Here is a 20937-nt window from a genome sequence, read left to right on the forward strand (position 1 = left end):
CGCGCTTCCCCGGATAGGGGAAGGAATGACGGCAAGGAGAGAAGTGTGGCGGAGACACCGCGTGCTGATGAAATCTGGCTTTACGACAGCTACGGTCGGTTTCTGCATAACGATGCCCTCGATGACCGGATGGTGGCCCGCGCTCCCGCCGATCTGCCCAACGGTCTGCCGGGGCTGATCTTCGGAATCGATCCTGCGCGGAGCGATGATCCTTTTGTGCTGCTCAAGCGTGAAACGCGCCCGATGCCTCTTCCGCGGATCGAGCCTGTCATGGAGCAGGGCGCGGCGCTCGCCTTCCGGATTCTTGACAGCGAAGGGCCTTATGCCGACGCGCGGGGCGGTTTCATCGCCACCCGGCAGGATGGGAGTGTCGTGCTTGGGGCTCCGGGACGAGGGGAGGGGATTCTGTTTTCACCCATGCCTTTCTATACGGCCAGAAGTCTGTTTCCTGCCTCCGGCATAGAACTGACAGATCATCATGGTCTCGTCGCGCCTGCGCCGCAGCCTCTGACGGGACTGCGCGTGCAGATTGCCGGACGGCCCTATTCGCTGGAGGTCGGGGGCGATCTGCTCGCCCGGATGGGCGAACTGTCACCGGGTGAAACGGCTTCTCTGGTCTTGCCCGCGACAGCGACAGAGCCGGAAACAACCATCACGGCGACCAGAAAAGCACAATAATCGCACAAGGCTGGAGGCAGCGCCCCGGAGGTGATCTGTCCCGGCCTGTTAACTGTCTTTCCTATTCCGGCCATCATGTCGGATGTACTGTCCGGTGGTGTTCATGGCCTTTATTCACGTCACATCCGAAGAAGCTGTCGCTCCCATGGGGCGTGGACGCATTGGTGTTCTGCTTACCAATCTAGGGACGCCGGATGACACCAATTTTGGTGCGGTGCGTCGTTACCTGTCGGAGTTTCTCTCCGATCAGCGTGTGATCGAGGCCAACCCCGCACTCTGGCAGCCGATATTGCAGGGAGTTGTTCTGACAGTCCGACCGGGCCGCAGTGGCAAGGCCTACAAGCGGATCTGGAACGAAGAAAAAAATGAAAGCCCCCTGCGCACTTATACCCGGGCACAGGCGGAATTGCTGGCGGAGCGGTTTCAGACGGATGATGTCAGGGTCGGTTGGGGCATGCGGTATGGTTCTCCTTCGGTGGCCGAGGCTGTAACGGAGCTGATGCGTGACGGGTGTGATCGCATCCTTTTCATGCCGCTTTATCCGCAGTACAGCGCGACGACGACGGCGACAGCGAACGATCAGCTGTTCCGTTTCCTGATGACGGTAAGGCGGCAACCGGCCATCCGCACTCTGCCAGCGTTTGCGGATGATCCAGTCTATATCAAGGCGCTTGCCGAGACGTTGCAGCTTGCCCTGTCGGGTTTGTCTGAGAAGCCACAGATGGTCGTGACGTCTTTTCACGGTTTGCCGAACGAGTATGTCGCCAAGGGCGACCCGTATCGTGAAGACTGTGAGCGCACAGTCGTGGCGCTGCGGGCAGTTCTGGGCATGTCAGATGAAGAGATGCCTTTGACATTTCAGTCGCGTTTTGGGCCAGCGAAATGGCTGGAACCTTATACGGCTCCGTTTGTTGCGGCGTTGCCCGCGAAAGGCATTACGCGTGTCGCCATCATCACTCCCGGTTTCATGGCAGATTGTATTGAGACGCTGGACGAGCTTGGCAATGAATTGAGAGATGAGTTCATGGCGGCGGGAGGGAAGGAGTTGACGCTTGTTCCGTGTCTGAACGCCTGTCCGCAAGCCATCGATCTTCTGGAACATCTTGCCCGTTCCGAATTGTGCGGTTGGGTGGCAACCTGAAAATTGTCTTCTGGCCAGCAGGGATTTGTGTGCTGGTCGGAGTTTGTTTGTTCCTGTCCCGCGTTTCAGTGAATTTGCATTGAAATCTGGAGACAGGGCATTCTTGTCTTGAGAAGAGCCTGACTGATCCAACCGCGAAGAAAGTATTGTTTCTAAGACAGTCATCTTTTGGTTGTTTTTGTATTATTTTTTATAATATTCTATTTTTATAAAAATTATAAAGTAAATAAGTCAATTTATTCTGTGTTTGTTCTTATTTTCCGAGAGACTTTAAGGGTTTGTGCAGAGTTTGTTAACCAATTTTTCTTAACGTCAGGGCTCTGTCGCCGGGCAATTGTTCGGCTCCCGAATGCCGCACCCATGATGTTGCATCTGTCGATGAAAAACTTGCAGATGGAATAGGATGGAGTGCTGATGGAATGTGAATTCATGAGCAACATCAGTCATAATGCTTCTGTCAAACTCGAGAAAAACACGAGTGAAGCTTCAATGGAGACGGACCAGTACGGAACCTCTTCATTTGATGATGCTCTGAAGCTGGCAGATGTATCTGCTGTTACACCGACACTCAGTGGTCTGCCTTCGTCGTCTGGCTCGGAAAGAGAGAGTGATTTCCCATTTTCTTCGGCCGTGATTTCGGGATCGGATGATCTGCCTGTTACGGTCAGCCTGTCCATTCCCGGCGAAGATGCTGATCTGGTGGCGTCAACTTCTGATGATGTGCTGGTGTCAGGAAGCGGCACTGATCAGTTGACGATCAAGGGAATGGTAGCGGACGTCCAGACCGCTCTTCGTGCGGTTACGATCTCGGCTTCCAAAGAAATAGCCTCTGCCGAAACAGTGGCCTACTCAGCTTCGATTTCCAATGATCAGACTTCAAATCTTTACAGTGGAACCATAGTCGTTCTGCCAAGTGTTCTCTTCTCGCTTCCCCAGGAAACCCGTGCAATCAGCGATAGCTTCGTGATGGGAACTGATGAAGAGGCCAGCAGGCAGCAATCGGCAGTCATTACTTCCGATTCCGCTCTGACGACAACCGCTGAGAATCCGACCGCCAATATGTTGTCCATCGGTGATGCTGCTGCGACAGGTGCGATGAGCCTGTCGCAATCTGGAAATGTGGATGGCAGCAATCAGGCTTCCTTGCAGATTACTCAGGAAGATCACTCCATTACCGGTGACTCTGAGGAAATCGCTGCAAAAATTTCTTCTGATCAGAAAAATACTGCGCCAGTTGCTATCTACGCAAACCCGGGAAAAACTTCTGCTACGTCCATTACTAACGGTTCCGCTGTTCTGGGTGGTGGTGTCGACATTTCTGCAATGCAGGATCAGGTGAATGCGCAGGGAGTGCCTTCTTCTACTGCAGTTGATGCCGGATCGTTAAATGCCGCTGTGCTGCCACAGGCGAGTTATGGTGTTGCGTGGCTTGCATCGACAGCTTCCAGCGCAGTCACTTCGACAGGCGAAGATAGTGTGGCGGCAGGTACAGCGACGGTGAATGCAGCGCAGGACCTGATGACTTCGACAGACCAGAGCGCGACTACCACGGATACGAAAGAAACGGGCCTGTCGAGTGGAACTGATGCAACCAGCACAGCAAGTCAGATAGATGAGTCGTCTATTTCTGTGACCAGCACTCTTTCAGGTGCGAACAATATTGACGTTATCAATGGAGTGATTGCTCTGAACGGCGGCACAAATACCGTTATCGCCCAAAATCAGGGAACAGTCTCGGTATGGAGTGCTGCAGGTACGACAAGCTTCAATGATGCCGGCTCTGGGGATGCCGAGTTTTACGTAACAGGAACCGGCACATTTGATGTTCAGGATACAGGCTCTGGCAGTGCTACTCTGAAAGTCATGCAGCTTGCTTCTTCAGATGCCTCAGGAACAGTTACGGGGGGAGCCAGGCATCTGGATGTGACGACAGGATCTGGAGCAGTCAGCATTGTGGTGGGTTCAGGAGGTCTGGATCTTTCGACCGCTGGCTCAGGTGCTTTACAAATCGACGTGACCAAAGGAGTCGATCATATTCTGATTGCAGGTGATCAGACAGGAAATGTGACTGTCTCTGGCGCGCTTGTGAACGCGGATGCCAATTTCGGTATTATGGGTGTGACATCCGAAAAAGTTATCAATGGAAATTTTGTTGTTGGTCTGGCGGACGGTAATTCAGTGACATTCCTTGGGGCGTCTGGAAGTGATAATATCACTCTCTATCTTGCATGATGGAAGAGAAACTGAATGGCATCAATTGATGAAATGCCAGTGGAATTGAAGAGAAAACCTCCTTCAAAGATAGGGGGTATCCATAATTTCATGGTTCGGAAGTCATGTTGAGCGAATGGTTTTTAATAAATAATGTTGATTAGTGTTTTGCGTAGAATGTCCAAAATAGCTTTTTTGAAAAGAAATTTTCGGAATCGCAATAAGTCTATCGTGGCTATAATGACTGTTTTGTTGTGATTCTGAAAAAGGTTTCTGCTGAAGTCAGACTCAGCAGAAACCTTTTATTATAAAGAGTGGACTCAGGAAAGCTTGAAGCTACCAGCCTGCAGGGAGCTGGTATCATGCACATCGGCCAACAACACTGAAGTGTGGCTGTCGATGTGCAGCAGTGTGCCTGAGTTTTCCACTGTTGCGTTGCTCAGAATGGATCCCAGATCGGACTGTGAGAGACCGAAACCGGAAAGCTCAATGACATTATGAGCGGAAGCAGTGAAGTCCTGGATGACATCGGCAGCGCCAGCCGCTGTTTTGATGATGTCAAAGGTATTACCGGTGCCGGAACCACCGGTCATCTGCATGCTGCTATAAGCCTTGAATGTGTCGCCACCGGTACCGCCAACGGCAGAGAAAGAGCCGGTGTTGTTCGCTGCACTTATAAAGGTTAGTGCGCCGCTGCCCTGCTGGGTGACTGACTGATACCCTGTTCCTCCCGTAATGGTGGAACCTGCTCCCCATATATTGAGGTTGAGTTGTGCAGTGGAATCCATGGTGCCAAAAGAAGCGTAAACGGACTGGCCCTGAATATAGTCCGTGCCCTGGATTGAGCCGGTAACATAAAAGCTGCCGTAACCACCTGATGTGAAGTCACCGTTGCCATCTGTGGACCAGTTGACCTGGGAGTTTTTCAATGCGCCGACTGTCGTGCCGGTGCCATCCGTGGTCAGGCTGCTGTCGGTCAGGGTGACAATGGAACTGTTACGTCCCAGAGTAACATTGGAGCTGGAAATCGCGTTTGCGATGGTCTTGATGCCAGCATTGATTGTTCCGTTTTGGAATGTATCAAAGACAGAATCGGAACCTGTCGTAATAGTACTGTTGGTGCATTGTATGAACTGGGATTTGGCCCCAGCTACAATGGTAGCGCCATCAGCGTCAACAAAGCCGGTATAAGCTCCCGTATACAGGGTGCCAGTAGCGTCGACGAATGTATTTCCAACAGAGTTGGCAGCGTTTACCGTGCCAGCAAAGTTTGTGATTGTATTGTTGCCGCCAGTAATTGTCAGGTTGTTGTCGGCAGAGGAGGTGGCATAGCTAATTTTGCTTTCGGTGCCACCTAAAGTTACATCGATATCGCCAAAAATATAGGCTGTATTGTTGAACCAGACGGTCAGATCGGCCGTGCTGCTGCCTGTATTCTGAACAATGTAGCTCTGTCCAGATATGAGATTTGCTGATGAATTATCGTCATCGAACAGAATCGTCTTATAGGCGTTGCCTGAAGCATTCGAGACCATAGAAAACCTCGTATTCTTGTTTGTGTTCACTTTTTGAACTGCATGAACTGCTTTGCCACAAAGGCCCAAAAAGGTAAACAAGAAACAAAAAATGAAAAAAGAAGTGATAAATTTAACTTCTTGCTAATCTTTCAAATGATTGATCTTTTGCTGATTTGGCCCATTTTCAATGTTATTCTTTCGTTAATAAAATTTAAATTTCTCTATTGAGCAGCGTATTAACAATGGGAGCGTTAATTGTTGTTAATTTTCACAAAGCAGAGAGGTTTATTGACGGCACCCTTTCGATGAATCGATGACAATACAGAAACACTCATGCTGGCTGGCGTGTATAAAACGGGATGGAGTAAGTGGTTGGAAAACAGCCATTCCGGTTTTGCGCCGCGCATTTATACGGTTTTCGATCTACTGCGGCGTGTTGTCAGTTAGGCAGGATGATGACTGAGACGAACTGAACGGCTGAAAGGAAAGTGGATTTGAGCTTGTCGCTGCGGGTTGTAATGGCGCGCAACTGTTTGAGTTTATTGAAGAAGCGCTCGACAAGGTTTCGCTCCCTGTAAAGAACGCAATCCGTTTCCCGTTATGTCGTTCTCTTGTTTTCTGGCGGGGTGACTGGAGTAATCTCACGCTGCGTCAACCGATCAATCAATCTGTCGGTGTCATACGCCCTGTCAGCAAGGAAGGCGTCGGGGGCGATGTTTTCCAGAAGCGGTTATGCCTGAGCGATATCAGCATCCTGGCCGGTGTGAGAGCAGGTTTCACCGGGGTGTCCAGTGCATCACAAATGGCATGGATTTTTGTAGTCAGATCGCTACGGGATCGCCTGATCAGTGTCCCTTTTTTGTGGGCTCCGGGGCTGTGCTGATGTGCCCGGCCAATCGTGCTGTCGCTCATTATGTATTCGTTATCATGATCTGCTGCCAAGATCACGAACGATCCGCTCGATAACACTGCTTTCATACCAGCGGCGCAGACGCCAGCGCACGTTTTTCCAGTTACCGAACCGGGCAGGAAGGTCACGCCATGGGATATCTACGCGATCGCGATGCAGCACGGCCTCCACACAGACGGTTGTCCGCAGCCGTGCCGCCCGCATAACCTTCCGATCCGTCAGAAGATCCTTTATCTGCTTCCACTGATCGTCGCGTAAACCATTCCGATGCATCTTCCCTTTTCGGAGAAGAATAGTCTCAGAATTTCCACGGATACCCGTCATTCAGATTTAAAAGCGTTGCAATCTTCACAGTGCCGACAGGTCCATCAGAACGCACCTCCGGCATACTTGGCCTTCCTGCAGCATGCCTCCATGGAGGAGTGAGGTCCTGCTTTGACAGGCCCCGGTCCCACCGATAGACAGAGAGAAGATGGTGTTCCGAAAGGAACTGAAAAGGGAAGCCGGTGCGGTCGTCATGCACCAACTCCGGCGCTGCCCCCGCAACTGTAGACGGTTTGTGACGCCCCTCTTTCTCCCACGACGGGAGATCGCCACTGGAGAGTTCCGGGAAGGCGTGGGAAGTCCGGGACGTGTGTCCCGACCGTGAGTCAGGAGACCTGCCGTCATGAATAAGGAGTGTCATGGACCGGCGGGGTGCCCGGATCATGAGGGTCTGCGCCTGTCGTGTGCCCCCTCCCCATGGAGGCCTTGCTGACCGCACCCTGTTTTTGCAAGGACGCAAGGACAGGACATGAATGATCTGCCTGCCGGACCCAACAGAGAGACTCAGGCGGACCGCCCGACTCTGCATGTCTGTGTGACATGTCGTCGCCCCGCGCCGGAAGCCGTGCCGCTTGGACGCACACTCTATGAGACATTGCTTGATAAGGCCAACGCGGCGGAGGTGATCCTTCAGCCGGTCTCGTGTCTGGCCGCCTGTGGCAGCGGTTGCACGGCGACCATTTCGATGCCCGGAAAATGGGTCTGGCTGCTTGGCCGTCTCGACCCCGAAAAGGCCGATGACATCCTGACCTACGCAGGTCTTTATGCTGCGTCGAAAACCGGCACCGTCATGCCGTCCAAACGCCCTTCTTCCCTGAACGACATGATTCTGGGCCGCTTTCCAGCCTTGCTTCCCACATCACAGGAGCCGACATGAATTCCATAACCCCAACGTCCACCCCTGCCGTCGGCGTGAAGATTCCTGTCACCGTGATCACCGGCTTTCTGGGAGCGGGCAAGACCACGCTGCTGCGGAACCTTCTGTCGCAGGCGCACGGACGCAGGATCGCCGTCGTGGTCAACGAGTTCGGCTCGCTGGGGATTGATGGTGAAACGCTGCGATCCTGCGGCATTGAAGGCTGCCCGGATGAGGATATCGTCGAACTGACCAATGGTTGTCTGTGCTGCACCGTTGCCGACGATTTTCTGCCGACCATGCGCGCCCTGATTGATCGCCCGCAGCCGCCTGAGCATATTGTTATCGAAACATCGGGCCTTGCTCTGCCGAAGCCGCTGCTCAAGGCGTTCGGCTGGCCGGACATTCGCACGCGGATGACAGTGGACGGCGTCATCACGCTCGTTGACACACCAGCCGTCGCGGCGGGCCGTTTTGCTGATGACCCGGAGGCGATCGCTGCCCAGCAGGCAGCCGACCCCTCTCTCGATCACGACAATCCCCTGGCGGAAGTGTTTGAGGATCAGCTGCTGTCGGCCGATCTGGTGGTGCTGAACAAGACCGACCTGCTCGATGAGGCAGAGCTGGAAGCCGTGGAAGCGGAGATCACTGCGCTTCTGCCGCGTAAGCGGGTGATGCTACGCGCCGTTGAAGGCAGACTTGACCCGGCCGTGCTGCTTGGACTTGAAGCCAGCGCGGAAGATGATCTCACTGCTCGCCCGTCTCATCATGATGGCGCGGACGAGCACGAACATGATGATTTCGACTCGTTTGTCCTCACAGTGCCTGAGCAGGAGAGTGTGGATGCCTTCGTGAAGCGTCTGGCTGAAGTGGCGGTCCAGTTCGATATTCTGCGTCTCAAGGGTTTCGCCGCGGTGAAAGGCAAGGCGATGCGGCTGGCGGTGCAGGGCGTGGGAAGCCGGATGCGTCATGCCTTCGACAGACCGCTGACTGGTGAGGACCGCACCGGACGGATTGTCGTCATTGGTCAGAAGGGACTTGATCGCCAAGCCATAGACACGGCCTTGCGGGCGCACTGATTCTCTCATGCACCTGCTTGTCCGGGATCAGCAGTCGATCGACGAACAGGACGTGGCCGAAGATCTCGGCCATGCGCCTGCCGACGTTATCGTTCTGTCTTTCACGGACAGTGATCTGCTGTCCCTTGAGCGAGCCTATGACCGGATGGCTGAGCCGGGCTTTTCGCTCCGGCTGGTCAATCTGGCCCGCCTGCGCCACCCCATGTCGATCGACCTGTATGTTGAGCAGACCATTGCCCATGCGCGGTGCGTGGTGATCCGTCTTCTGGGTGGAGTGGATTACTGGCGCTATGGCGTTGAGGAAGTGGCGTCCTGCTGCCGTTCTCAGGAGATTCCATTTGTTCTGCTGCCCGGTGATGAACGGGAGGATGCTCAATTCGCCGCATGGTCGACTGCAGAAAGTGAAATCTGCACGCGACTGGCGGGTTTTTTGAAAGAGGGTGGACCTCGGAATATTCAGGAAGCCCTGAAACTTATGCGTCACGCTGCCGGGTTGGGCGAAGATGGCGGCGCATTCCCGGAAGTTCTGCCTGCTTCGGGCATTTATCGACACGCCTGTAATGGTCTCGCATTGCGCGCCACACTGGTTTTCTATCGAGCGCACCTGCTCTCAGGAGACACGGACGCCATCGACGGATTGGCTGATGCGCTTGAACAGCACGGTATGGCGACGGAAGTGCTGTTCGTTTCATCCCTGAAGCAGACGGAGGTCGCAGAGTGGGTTGAAAGCCGTCTGCTCGCAGCCACGCCCGACATCGTGCTCAACGCGACAGTCTTCGCAGTTCGGGGAGAGGGTATGGCGACGTCTCCTCTTGAGGCGGTTGGCGTGACGATCCTGCAACTCGTGCAGCCGGCTTCCACGGAACGTGCGTGGCGGGAGAGCTTTCGGGGGCTGAGTCAGTCCGATCTGGCCATGCAGATTGTGCTGCCTGAACTGGACGGCCGAATTGCGACGGCTCCCATTTCCTTCAAGGAGGAGGCTGCCCCCGGTCATCCGGCGCATCGGAAAGCGTGGCGACCGGGGATCGATGCTGTGGCGCGGCAGGCTCGGGGATGGGCGCGTCTTGGACATCTTGCGCCAGCAGACAGGAAGCTGGCGATCATTCTGTCCGATTATCCCGGTGCTGGCGGAGAGGGCATCTCAGCGCAGGTTGCGCATGCTGTCGGGCTCGACAGTTTCGCCAGCCTGTCCAGTATTCTGGAGATGTTGCGCGATGCTGGTTACAGTTGTGGTGATCACGCAGATGCTGAAGCCGGCAGGCTCGTCTCGGTTCTGACGGAAGGGACGGGATACACGGTCTTGTCTCTTGCCGATTATAGAAACAGTTTTGTCGATCTTCCTGAAGCTTTCCGCCTGTCGGTCACGGCCGCATGGGGTGAGCCGGAAGATGATCCCTTATTGCGGGATGGTCTGTTTTGTTTCCGCTTTTGTCGTTTGGGAAACGTGGTGATCGCCGTGCAGCCGGATCGGGGGCGGCATGCGGATCGGAAAACACAGTATCATGACCCGGATGTGCCGCCATGCCACGGCTATATCGCGTTTTATCTGTGGTTGCGCTCAGTGTGCGCCATCGACGTCATGGTGCATCTGGGTGCGCATGGCACGCTGGAGTGGCTGCCGGGGAAAGCAGTCGCCCTGTCCGAAAACTGTGCTCCTGCTATTCTGACATCAGGTATTCCAGTGGTTTATCCGTTTATCGTCAACAATCCCGGCGAAGCGGCGGCGGCTAAACGGCGTCTGGGAGCCGTAACCATCGGACATATGACGCCGCCGGTGATGAAAGCAGGGCTCTCCGGAGATATGGCGGAACTTGAAGCACTGATCGACGAATATGCGGAGGCGGATGGAATGGATCGCCGTCGTGTGACGCTGCTGCGTCGTGATATTCTCGATCGGGCGTCCCGCATGGGTGTGCTGGCGGAAAGTGGTGTCCGGCCCTCAGACGGCGACGAGGCTGAAGCGCTTGCCCGACTGGATGCCTATCTCTGCGATGTGAAGGATCTACAGATTCGTGATGGTCTGCATGTCTTCGGACAGATGGCTCCGAAAAGTGCTGATCTGGCAAGAGCTGTTGCCACCCGCGGCGGTGTTGATGAGGAAAGCGTGACACAGAGCCTTGTTCTGAGCGCCCAGCGGGAGCGGGAAGGTTTTCTGGCGGCGCTGGAGGGACGTTTTGTCGAGCCCGGTCCTGCAGGAGCGCCAACACGAGGACGCTTCGATGTGCTGCCGACAGGGAGAAACCTTTTCACGATTGATCCCAGAGCGATTCCGACTCCTGTCGCTGTGGAATTGGCTCGGGCGCAGGCAGAGCAGATTCTGACGCGGCACTTGCAGGAAGAAGGCGAACCACTGCGTCATCTGGTTATGGATATGTGGGGATCAGCAAGTTTACGAACCGGTGGCGAGGATCTGGCGCTGGCGCTTCTGTTGATGGGAGTCGAGCCATTATGGGATCGTGCCAGCGGGAGAGTCAGCGGGATCGATATCGTTCCCATGCCGGTTCTTGACCGTCCGCGCGTTGATGTCACGTTGCGCATTTCCGGTTTTTTTCGAGATACTTTCCCCGCTCAGATTGCTCTTTTCAGACAGGCAGTTGAAGCTGTTGCCGCGCGTCGGGAAAGCACGGAATGGAATCCTCTTGCTGCGGCCTGTGTGGAAAATGCTCCCGCCCCTTCCCGCGTTTTCGGACCCGCGCCCGGTTCATATGGCACCGGTCTGGAAAATATCCTGCAGACAGCAGGTTGGGTGGACCGGGATGAACTGGCGAATGCATATCTTGATGCCAACAGCTGGAGCTATGACAGGGATCAGCAGCTGTTTCGGGACAATGACGGGCTGAGCCGTCAGATCGGACAGGCAGATGTTATTCTGCACATACAGGATCATGCAGAAACGGATATTCTGGAAACGCCCGATACGGCGGCGCATGAAGGAGGGCTGGCTGCTGTCGCAGCATTTCTCGATGCGAAACCGGGAATGTGGCACGGCGATACATCGGATTCCGATGCGCCGAAACTACGGGATACAGAGGCGGAAATCGTGCGTGTCGTGCGGGGGCGGCTGACAAATCCTCGCTGGCTTGCCGGTATGCGACGGCATGGCTATCGGGGAGCAGCGGAAATGTCGCGCGGGGTCGATGCGCTGGCAGCTTTTGCCGCAATGCTGCCGACACGGTTCGATCATCAGTTCGATCTGGTGTTCGATGCGATGTTGGCTGATTCTGACAATGATTCTTTCCTCAGAGCAGCTAATCCTGCCGCGCATCAGGCTATTCATGACCGACTGAAGGAAATGCTGCGACGGGGGCTGTGGCATCCCCGGAAAAATAGTGCGTATGAGAGTCTGGGTGGCCAGGCATGAACGGGATTTCGGAAACTGCTGTAGCAAGTATGAGGTCGAAGGCTCTCATGATTGCAGCGCCGCGGTCTGGTGGCGGAAAAACAACCGTGACTCTGGGATTGCTGACGGCTCTCAGAGAGCAGGGTATAAGGGTGAGAGGCGCCAAGACCGGACCTGACTATATTGATCCGGCCTTTCATGAAGCCGCAACGGAGATGCCAAGTTTCAATCTCGATAGCTGGGCGATGCCCTCACCCGTGCTTGAAGGATTGCTTTCGAATGCTTTGCACGACACGGATTTTCTGATTGTGGAATCCGCCATGGGGCTGTTCGATGGCCTGATGGAACCGGAAGGAGCGCGGGGTGCCCCTTCTGACATCGCTGGCTGGTTTGATATTCCTGTTGTTCTTGTAATTGATGTTTCGGGGCAGGGACAATCGGCAGGTGCGGTGGCGCATGGATTTGCAACGTTGAATCCACATGTGCGGGTTGCGGGCGTCATTCTTAATCAGGTCGCTTCGGTCCGCCATCTCACCATGGCGGGAGGCGCCGTGCAGGCTGCTGGTTTGCCGGTATTGGGCGCGTTCATGAGGGATAAGACTCTGGTGCTGCCGGAGCGCCATCTCGGACTGGTGCAGGCGCGGGAACAGTCCGAATTGCAGACAGTCCTGCACTGTCTGGCGGATCGGACTGTCAAGGCGCTGGATATGGAGGCCCTGCTGGCGGTGGCGAAGCCACTGTCCGTGGGAGGCGCTCCACCGGTCGTGGCTGTGCCGCCACCCGGGCAGCGGATTGCCTTGGCGGATGATGCAGCCTTTTCATTTTTCTACGGACATATTGCACTGGGCTGGCGTCACGCAGGAGCGGAGATCGTGCCATTTTCACCACTGGCGGATGAATCTCCGGACCCGTCGTGCGATGTATGCTGGTTGCCGGGAGGATATCCTGAACTGCACGCTGGCGTTTTGTCATCGGCCAGAAACTTTCACGATGGACTGAGGAACTTTTCCGAATCCCGTCCTGTTCACGGTGAGTGTGGCGGGTTCATGGTGCTGGGCAAGGCGCTGGAAGATGCTCAGGGCGTTCTTCATCCGATGAGCGGTCTTCTTGGTCATGTCACGAGTTTTGCAAAACGAAAGATGAATCTGGGCTACCGTGAAGCTGTACTGCGTGCATCCTGTGCTCTGGGGGCAGCGGGAACACGTTTTCGTGGTCATGAATTTCATTATGCGCAGGTGACTGATTCCGGTTCAGACCAGCCTCTCGTGGATCTTTATGATGGAACAGGGAAATATCTGGGGGCAGCCGGAGGGCGTCGTGGTCTGGTCTCGGGTTCGTATTTTCATGTGATGGCAGAATGGGGGAAGCAGGAATGACTGACGAGACAGACAATCAACGTCATCAGATGAAAATGCAGCGACGCAAGGAAGTGCAGGATAAAGAAGTCTCCGAAAAGACTATTGAAAAAGGTCTTCTTGCTATCAACACAGGTTCAGGAAAAGGTAAATCCACGGCGGCTTTCGGTCTGGCCTTGCGCATGCTGGGGCGTGGTAAGCGGGTTGTTGTCGTGCAGTTCATCAAGGGGGCGTGGTCGACAGGTGAGAAGATCGCGCTTGAGCGGTTTGATGATCTGCTTGAATGGCACTCGATGGGAGAAGGGTTTACCTGGGAAACACAGGACCGGAACAGGGATATTGCCGCCTGTGTCCGGGCGTGGGACGTCGTTCGCACAGCGCTGAGCCGAGACGATGTAGGGCTGGTTGTGCTGGACGAACTGAATATTGCCCTGCGTTATGATTATCTGCCTCTCGAGACGGTTCTTGAGGACCTTGCTGCTCGTCCAGCCATGCAGCATGTGGTGATAACTGGCCGCAATGCTCCGGCCGCTCTGGTGGAAGCTGCTGATCTGGTCACGGAAATGACACTTGTGAAGCATCATTTCAAAGCAGGCGTGAAGGCTCAGGAAGGTATCGAATTCTGATGGCGCGGGCGCTGATGTTTCAGGGGACCGGCTCCAGTGTTGGCAAGTCCGTGCTGGTGGCGGGCCTTGCCCGGGTACTGACCCGTCGAGGTTTGCGTGTGCGTCCCTTCAAACCTCAGAACATGTCCAACAACGCCGCGGTGACCGCCGATGGGGGTGAAATCGGGAGAGCGCAGGCATTACAGGCGCGGGCTTGTGGTGTGCCGCCGACCGTGGACATGAACCCCGTTCTGCTGAAACCTCAGAGTGAAGTGGGTGCACAGCTTGTCGTCCGGGGAAAGGTTCGGAGAGCGTTTCAGGCCAGGGAATACGCTTCGATCAAACCCACACTCATGTCTGACGTGCTCGACGCATTTTACGGACTTGCTGATCAGGCTGACATTGTTCTGGTGGAAGGAGCCGGGTCGGCTTCCGAAATCAACCTGCGTACACATGATATTGCCAATATGGGGTTTGCGCAGGCGGTAGATATAGATGTCGTGCTGGTCGGAGATATTGATCGGGGCGGAGTCATAGCCAGCCTTGTAGGAACGAAGTCGGTTTCAGATAAAAAAGACTCTGATCGTATAAGGGGTTTTATTGTGAACCGGATGCGTGGTGATCCGTCATTGTTTGCTGATGGCATGGATTTTGTTGCTGATCGCACAGGATGGGCGGCTCTTGGTCTGGTGCCGCATTGTGACTCCGTGCGTGTACTGCCTGCTGAAGACGCTGCTGATTTGCAAACGGTTTCCAGGCGGGGCGGGCGTGTCAGAGTTGTCGTGCCGCATATGCCCTGTATCGCCAATTTTGATGATCTTGACCCATTGAACGCGATGTCTGACGTGGAACTGCTGATTGTTGAACCCGGTCAGCCACTCCCCATTTGTGATCTGGTCATTCTTCCGGGATCGAAAGCGACTGTTTCTGACCTGGAATTTTTTAGAAAGCAGAGATGGGATATTGATCTTGCCGGGCATGTCCGGCGGAAAGGATCTGTTCTGGGGATCTGCGGGGGCTATCAGATGCTTGGGCAAATGATTTCCGATCCTGACGGCATGGAAGGAAGCGTGACTGAAACAGCAGGACTGGGCCTGCTGGATGTAATGACATGCCTGACGCCTGATAAGCGGCTTGTCGAAGTGGAGGGATTTCTTCTCCCTGAAAATATTCCTGTCAGTGGCTATGAAATTCACATGGGTCAGACAACAGGAAGTGCATGTGAAAGACCGTTTGCATTGATCGCTGGACAGAATGAAGGTGCCTGTTCCGCAGATGGCCGTATATGGGGAACCTATCTGCACGGAGTGTTGTCTAGTGGTGCGGCAAGACAGGCTGTGCTCAACAGGATCGGGCTGGATACGGGTTTATTGAGAGATCACTACCAGTATGTGGAAGAAGCTCTGGATGCGTGGGCGGATCACCTCGAAAAGCATGTTGATATTGAAGCGTTGCTGGCATTGGCTCGCGTGGTGAAAAGACCGTGACCATTCTACCAGAAATTCCGGAGCATGGCGGACAGGTTGAACTGGTCATGCGGGCGTTTCCAGAGGCTCCAGCGCCTTTTATTGATCTCTCGACGGGCATCAGTCCTTATCCCTATCCATTTGGCGAGGTGCGGCAAACTGACCTGACCCGTCTTCCCGAACAGGGAGGAGAAGAGAGGCTGCTTGATACGGCCATGCGAGCCTACGGCGTGCAGTCATCAAATCTGATTGTTGCTGGTCCAGGAACACAACTTCTTATTTCACTTATACCGTATGTTCTGGGTAACAGACAGGTCATTCTGCTTGGTCCCACTTACAGCGGACATGCGACCGCATGGCGTAATGCCGGTTCTGATGTCCATATCGTCAGTGATATGGAAAAATTCAGTGACGAGGTTGCACAGCCCGGACGTGTTGGTATCCTCTGCAATCCCAATAATCCGGATGGACGTCACCACGATCCACTGGATCTTCTGGCTTTGGCAGAACGCTGCGCGCATGTGGGAAGCAGTCTTATTATCGATGAAGCTTATGCTGATTTCAAAAATAATATCAGCGTAGCTCAATATCTTCCGCATCCTGCGTTGAATGTTCTGAGGTCTTTCGGGAAGAGTTATGGTCTCCCCGGTGTCCGGTTAGGTTTTTTGCTGACGACGGAAACTCTGGCTGAGCGTATGAGGGGTATGCTCGGCGCATGGGCTGTTGGCACGGCTGCGATTACCATAGGGTGCAAGGCTCTGAATGATCGGGAATGGCTGGATAAACAGAAAATAAAACTCGACTGCGATATGCAAAGGTTTCTGGATCTTTGCCGAAGAAGAGATCTTTCTGTTGCTGGGCATACAAGCCTGTTTGCTCTTGCGAGAAGCCAGTCTGCGCCGGAGTTATGGTCCCATTTATGTAAACTGGGTATTCTCACGCGATCATTTGTAGACAGACCGGAGGATATCCGGTTTGGGTTGCCCCGTTCTGAAAGTGCCTGGCAGAGACTGGAACAGGCTCTCAATACATGGCGCTCATAACAGAAGGCCGCTCCCAAAGCGTCCTGTAAATAATAAAAGTTTTAGTAAAGCTTTTTTCAAAAAGCTTTGAAATGCTTTTGTTTTTATAAGCTGGATTTAAAATATAAAAGAGTGTCCCAGACGGGGATGGCGGCTCGCAATAGAACCGCCTCCCCATCGTAAAACTCTATTACTGGGCAGTCGTTGCGGTCACACGCCAGACTGCGTTGCCTACATCGTCAGCCACCAGAAGCGCGCCATCCTTGTCCAGTGCAAGACCAACAGGACGTCCATACACATGCTCTTCATCTGCGGTCAGAAAGCCGGTGAGAACATCCTTTGGCGTGCCAGAAGGTTTTCCATCCACAAAAGGTACATAGATAACCTTGTAGCCACTCTTGGGCCGCCGGTTCCATGAGCCATGCTGGGCAATGAACAGGCCGCTGCGCCAGTCGGCGGGGAGCGCCTGAGCATCCATCGCAAAGGTGACTCCAAGCGACGCGGTGTGCGGGCCAATCGCGTAATCCGGGACAATGGCCTGTGTGACCAGTGACGGGTTTTCGGGTTTCACACGGGCATCGACATGCTGGCCGTAATAGCTGTAGGGCCAGCCGTAAAATCCGCCTTCCTTCACTGCTGTGATGTAGTCCGGCACCAGATCGCTGCCGATTTCATCGCGCTCGTTGACTGCGACCCAGAGAGCGCCTGTCTGCGGTTCCCATGCCAGTCCGTTGGGGTTGCGCAGACCCGTGGCGTATGGAGTCAGGGTGCGGCTTGCAAGATCCAGACGCAGGATGCGCGCCCGGTCCTTTTCCGCTTCCATGCCGTTTTCTGCGACATTGCTGTTGGACCCCACTGTTACGAACAGGGACTGTCCGTCAGGAGCAGCCAGAATGTTCTTGGTCCAGTGATGATTATATCCCGACGGAAGATCGACAACCTTCTCACCGGTTGCGCTGATATGGGTTTCACCCTCGTGATAGGGGAAACGCATGATCGCATCGGCATTGGCGACATAGAGGTCGTTCCCGATGAGCGCCATTCCGAACGGGGAGTGGAGGTGTTCAAGAAACACTTCCCGCGTGTCTGCCTGCCCTGACTGGCCGGAGGCTCTCAGCAGCATGATTCTGTCAGGGCTTTTGCCGCCTGCTCCGGCCTTCTTCATGAAGAAGCTGGCGAATACGCTTTTGACGGAGTTCGCATCTGTGTCGGGTGACTCGGACTCCGCCACCAGTATGTCGCCATTGGGCAGTTTATACAGCCAGCGGGGATGCTCCAGACCGGTAGCATATGGTGTCACTGTCAGTCCTGCGGCCGCGACAGGATGAGCATTGTTCTGCCATCCGACTGGTGAGGCGACATTGAGCGTCGGAATCAGTCTGGCGTCAGGCGCGGGAAGCGAGGGCCGGGGGCCTGTGCCTTCTGCTACGGACAGTGTCGCCCGCTCGTTCTGCAGGACCGTTTTCCAGAGACCGCCCCCGATCAGGACGATGACGACCGCGCCGCCGATACCGTAAATCCAGGCTTTCCGTGACATGCTGTTTTCCTTTTTGCGACAGACCGGGCTGACGTCGGACAGGTTTAACGTCTGGAAAAAGGGGATGTTTTACGGAAGAGATAATTTTGCTGGAAAGAGGTCTACGCCTTGAAGCGCTTGGAGGCGTCGAGGAAGACGCGGTTGGCGTCCAGCTCATGCGAAACGACGATCAGGTAGGCGATGGCGCGGGTCAGTTCGATACGGGTGGTGATGTTTTCTTCCCGCGCCTCGATCTGGCGAAGAATGGCTGTGGCGCGGCGGGCAGTCGTGGAAGCGCGGTTATATTTTCCGGTGAACTGGCTCATCCGGTTCAGCGTCGCCTGCACGGCCTGCCGGGCCTGCGGCGGAAGCTGGTTGCGGGCCTGAACATTGCGCAGACGGATGATGTTGAGACCGATGGTCATGGCCGCCAGAGTGCCCTGCAGATAACCCTCGATGGTGGGCGAGGGGGTGGGGCCTGCATGCCGGATGACCCGGGCGAAACGGTCGATGTTGCGACCGGTCCAGTCCTGTGTCTGCGGAATGGGCTGCGCTGCGGCCAGGGTGCGCAGATCCTGCAGCATGCTCCGGCGCATCCGCCAGCGTTCATCGGCTGCGTTGAAGGGCAGCACGAGGCGGAAGATCGCGACCGCGAAGGCGACGCCCAGCAGGACGGCGCCTGTCGAGTTGAACCAGCCGATCTCGTTCCAGCGTCCCTGATTCCATGTGTGCACGAAGTTCGGGAGAAGCAGGGTGTACGCTGCGGCATGGAGCGCCGTGGAGGCGTTGCGTGCGGCGAGTCCGCCGGCCACGCTCGGGATGAACATGGCGGCGATCAGTGTCTCGTATTCCGACATGCGGGGAATGATCAGGAAGACGAGGAAGAACGACACAACGGCGGCCCAGATGCCGCCCTTGAGGAAGTTGGACGTGGCGAGAACGGGATTCTCTCTTGTGGCGAACAGGCCACAGACCAGTGTCACGAACGTCACAAAACCGAGGCCGGTCGGCCACGCGGTAATTTCCCACAGCAGGGCGGACGCCACGGTCGCCGCGGCGGCCCGCACGCCGTTATAGGCAGCCTCACGCCAGTCGCGATGTGACTGGAGCCGGAAACGGAAATGATCGCCGGGAATGACGGTATGGCTGGCCTTGAATTCAGCCAGGGCAATGTCGAGTTCCGCCAGAAGCTCATCCAGCGCGTTATGCAGGATGCGCTGATCCAGCAGCCCCGGAATGCGCGGATCTTTCGCCGTGCGGTCGCCGATCGCGATTTCTTCGGTCAGGGCGTCGACAATACGCTGGCGACATTCGGCCCGCAGCAATGACAGATCATGCCGGATAAGCTCGACATTCTCGTCCGTATCAAGACGAGGCGGCACGGTTTCCAGAAACGTCCGGGTCAGCAGCGCCGTGCGGTCGAAAACCGGCTGGGCCCGGTCCAGAGACTGGAGACGGACCGTCATGCCGAGGCCGCGTGACAGCAGGACGGACACGGCGGCGAGCGCGGCGCGGGCGTGATCGCCCTCATGACCGTGTGGACCCATCTCGACTTCACTGAATTCGATCTGGTCGTTGATCGACAGGAGCGGGCCGAACAGGGTGCGGGAGCGGATGAGGGCGGCCTGATTGCCTTCCAGCAGGCTGGAGATGGCCTCCGAGACGCTGGTCAGGGCAGTCCGCAGCTTCGTGCGGATATTGGAACGCGCCGTGGCGGCGAGGTTGTGCGCGAAAAGCCCGGCGAGAAGCGCTTCGCAGGTGATGCCGAGAATGATGTAGGTGGCGCGGGACATGGCCACCATGAAGACATTTTCAGGATCGTTGACGGCGCCCAGCGCGATGATGGCCGTGGTGTAGCCCGCGAGAACGAGCGCGTAGGACCGGAAGTTATGGACCAGCGTGGCGAGCGCGCAGCAGACACCGAGCCAGATGGCCAATGCGGGGAAAAACAGCCATGGATATTGCGGGAAGGCCGAGATCAGCGTGATGGACATGATCACGCCGATGGCGGTTCCGACGATACGCCAGCGGGATTTGGACAGGCTTTCGCCGCGCGAACCCTGCGCCACGATCCAGACGGTCATGGCCGCCCATTGGGGATCGTCCAGCTCCATCCACATGGCGATGACCAGCGCCATCATCGCGGCGGCAGTCGTGCGGACCGCAAATCCCAAGGCTGCCGGGGTGGGGGCGTATAGCCAGCGAAACGCGTTGTTTCGACTCTCTCCCGGCTGCCTTATCGGGCGCAGATGGCTCAGGAAAGGAACGCGCTTGATCAGAAAGAGTGGAATTCCGGGAAGCGCGGGCACGGTTTTGCCTGAAACAGAGAACGGGAAGAGGAGTTATGGATAACGAAACTTTGCCCCGTGTCTTGTAGGGCTGGCCGCATATCAGGCATTTCCATTATGAAATCCTGTCCCGACGTAGGGTTTGTGACCATAACGTAGCTGTGATCTGTCGCCAATGCATGTGAAGTGAGCTAATCTGCGGGTATGGCAGAGTTGCACTTCCAGCAGCGGTGTCTTCGTGCGGAACAGGGAGCCTCCTCAATGAGTGTTTTTGATAATCTTGTCGGCAAGGTGAGCAACGCGCTTGGAGTTGATCTCCATGAAAAGCTGAGCGAGCAGATACAGGCGCTTCTGCAGCCGCAAATGATCCAGACGCTGGTCTCCAAGGCTGATGAAGCCGGACTGGGTGACAAGGTGCGCTCGTGGGTCGGAAAGGGAGACAATCTGCCGGTTTCTCCTGATGAGATTCGCCAGATTCTGGGCAATTCCGAAGTGCAGGCGCTGGTGGCGCGCACCGGTCTGCCGGCTGAAACGCTTCTGCCCGCTCTGACCCATTTTCTCCCGCAGGCTGTCGACAAGAAGACACCGGAAGGCGAAGCCTGAGGAGGATACCGGGATTGCGAGAGAAG

Annotated in this window: 15 protein-coding genes and 1 riboswitch; of the genes, 11 read left to right on the forward strand and 4 right to left on the reverse strand. The window is 55.6% G+C overall.

Features of this window, described 5'->3' with window-relative positions:
* Positions 1-45: 45 nt before the first annotated feature.
* From GVI59_RS07040 to GVI59_RS07050, 3 genes are all read left to right on the forward strand, one after another.
* Positions 46-678 carry a hypothetical protein gene (locus tag GVI59_RS07040; protein ID WP_173573601.1) on the forward strand — a complete coding sequence of 211 codons (633 nt, stop codon included), beginning with the start codon at positions 46-48 and terminating at the stop codon, positions 676-678.
* 103 nt (positions 679-781) lie between these two features.
* Entirely contained in the window at positions 782-1819 is a 1038-nt protein-coding gene (gene hemH / locus GVI59_RS07045; RefSeq protein ID WP_173573602.1) for a ferrochelatase, read from the forward strand.
* A 429-nt stretch (positions 1820-2248) separates the two neighbouring features.
* Positions 2249-4051, forward strand: coding sequence for an autotransporter outer membrane beta-barrel domain-containing protein (locus GVI59_RS07050; protein ID WP_173573603.1), 1803 nt, complete (start codon positions 2249-2251; stop codon positions 4049-4051).
* A 299-nt stretch (positions 4052-4350) separates the two neighbouring features.
* Here GVI59_RS07050 and GVI59_RS07055 read toward each other — a convergent pair whose 3' ends face one another.
* Positions 4351-5595 carry a hypothetical protein gene (locus GVI59_RS07055; protein ID WP_173573604.1) on the reverse strand — a complete coding sequence of 415 codons (1245 nt, stop codon included), beginning with the start codon at positions 5593-5595 and terminating at the stop codon, positions 4351-4353.
* 877 nt (positions 5596-6472) lie between these two features.
* Positions 6473-6730: a transposase gene (locus GVI59_RS19005; RefSeq protein ID WP_242013003.1), complete on the reverse strand. Its 258-nt coding sequence runs from the start codon at positions 6728-6730 to the stop codon at positions 6473-6475.
* 183 nt (positions 6731-6913) lie between these two features.
* Positions 6914-7138: riboswitch (cobalamin riboswitch) on the forward strand.
* A 112-nt stretch (positions 7139-7250) separates the two neighbouring features.
* Here GVI59_RS19005 and GVI59_RS07065 point away from each other — a divergent pair.
* The 7 genes from GVI59_RS07065 to cobD are packed head-to-tail and all read left to right on the forward strand — an operon-like array spanning position 7251 to position 16525.
* Complete coding sequence (locus GVI59_RS07065) at positions 7251-7658, forward strand: DUF1636 family protein (RefSeq protein WP_173573605.1); 408 nt, start codon at positions 7251-7253, stop codon at positions 7656-7658.
* Positions 7655-8716 carry a cobalamin biosynthesis protein CobW gene (cobW, locus tag GVI59_RS07070; protein ID WP_173573606.1) on the forward strand — a complete coding sequence of 354 codons (1062 nt, stop codon included), beginning with the start codon at positions 7655-7657 and terminating at the stop codon, positions 8714-8716. Before GVI59_RS07065 ends, cobW begins: the two co-directional genes overlap by 4 nt.
* A 7-nt stretch (positions 8717-8723) precedes the next feature.
* Entirely contained in the window at positions 8724-12077 is a 3354-nt protein-coding gene (gene cobN, locus GVI59_RS07075; protein ID WP_173573607.1) for a cobaltochelatase subunit CobN, read from the forward strand.
* 29 nt (positions 12078-12106) lie between these two features.
* On the forward strand, positions 12107-13432 hold the full coding sequence (locus tag GVI59_RS07080) for a cobyrinate a,c-diamide synthase (protein WP_173573771.1): 1326 nt from the start codon (positions 12107-12109) through the stop codon (positions 13430-13432).
* Entirely contained in the window at positions 13429-14037 is a 609-nt protein-coding gene (cobO, locus tag GVI59_RS07085; RefSeq protein WP_173573608.1) for a cob(I)yrinic acid a,c-diamide adenosyltransferase, read from the forward strand. The genes GVI59_RS07080 and cobO overlap by 4 nt, the downstream gene beginning before the upstream one ends.
* A complete protein-coding gene (locus tag GVI59_RS07090) occupies positions 14037-15503 on the forward strand; it encodes a cobyric acid synthase (RefSeq protein ID WP_173573609.1) in 1467 nt (488 codons plus the stop codon). The genes cobO and GVI59_RS07090 overlap by 1 nt, the downstream gene beginning before the upstream one ends.
* The gene (gene cobD, locus GVI59_RS07095; protein WP_173573610.1) at positions 15500-16525 is read left to right on the forward strand and encodes a threonine-phosphate decarboxylase CobD; all 1026 of its coding nucleotides are present in this window, start codon (positions 15500-15502) and stop codon (positions 16523-16525) included. Before GVI59_RS07090 ends, cobD begins: the two co-directional genes overlap by 4 nt.
* Before the next feature lie 169 nt (positions 16526-16694).
* On the opposite strand, the gene GVI59_RS07100 is transcribed toward cobD, so the two are convergent.
* Positions 16695-18041 (reverse strand): PQQ-dependent sugar dehydrogenase, encoded by a 1347-nt coding sequence (locus GVI59_RS07100; protein WP_173573611.1) that lies wholly within the window; start codon positions 18039-18041, stop codon positions 16695-16697.
* A 101-nt stretch (positions 18042-18142) separates the two neighbouring features.
* Entirely contained in the window at positions 18143-20329 is a 2187-nt protein-coding gene (locus GVI59_RS07105) for an FUSC family protein (RefSeq protein ID WP_173573612.1), read from the reverse strand.
* Between the two features lie 240 nt (positions 20330-20569).
* Between GVI59_RS07105 and GVI59_RS07110 the strand changes: the two genes are divergently transcribed.
* Positions 20570-20911 (forward strand): YidB family protein, encoded by a 342-nt coding sequence (locus GVI59_RS07110; protein ID WP_173573613.1) that lies wholly within the window; start codon positions 20570-20572, stop codon positions 20909-20911.
* The last annotated feature ends 26 nt before the right edge of the window (positions 20912-20937 follow it).

The sequence above is a fragment of the Acetobacter sicerae genome (genome assembly GCF_011516765.1).
Taxonomy (GTDB): domain Bacteria; phylum Pseudomonadota; class Alphaproteobacteria; order Acetobacterales; family Acetobacteraceae; genus Acetobacter; species Acetobacter sicerae.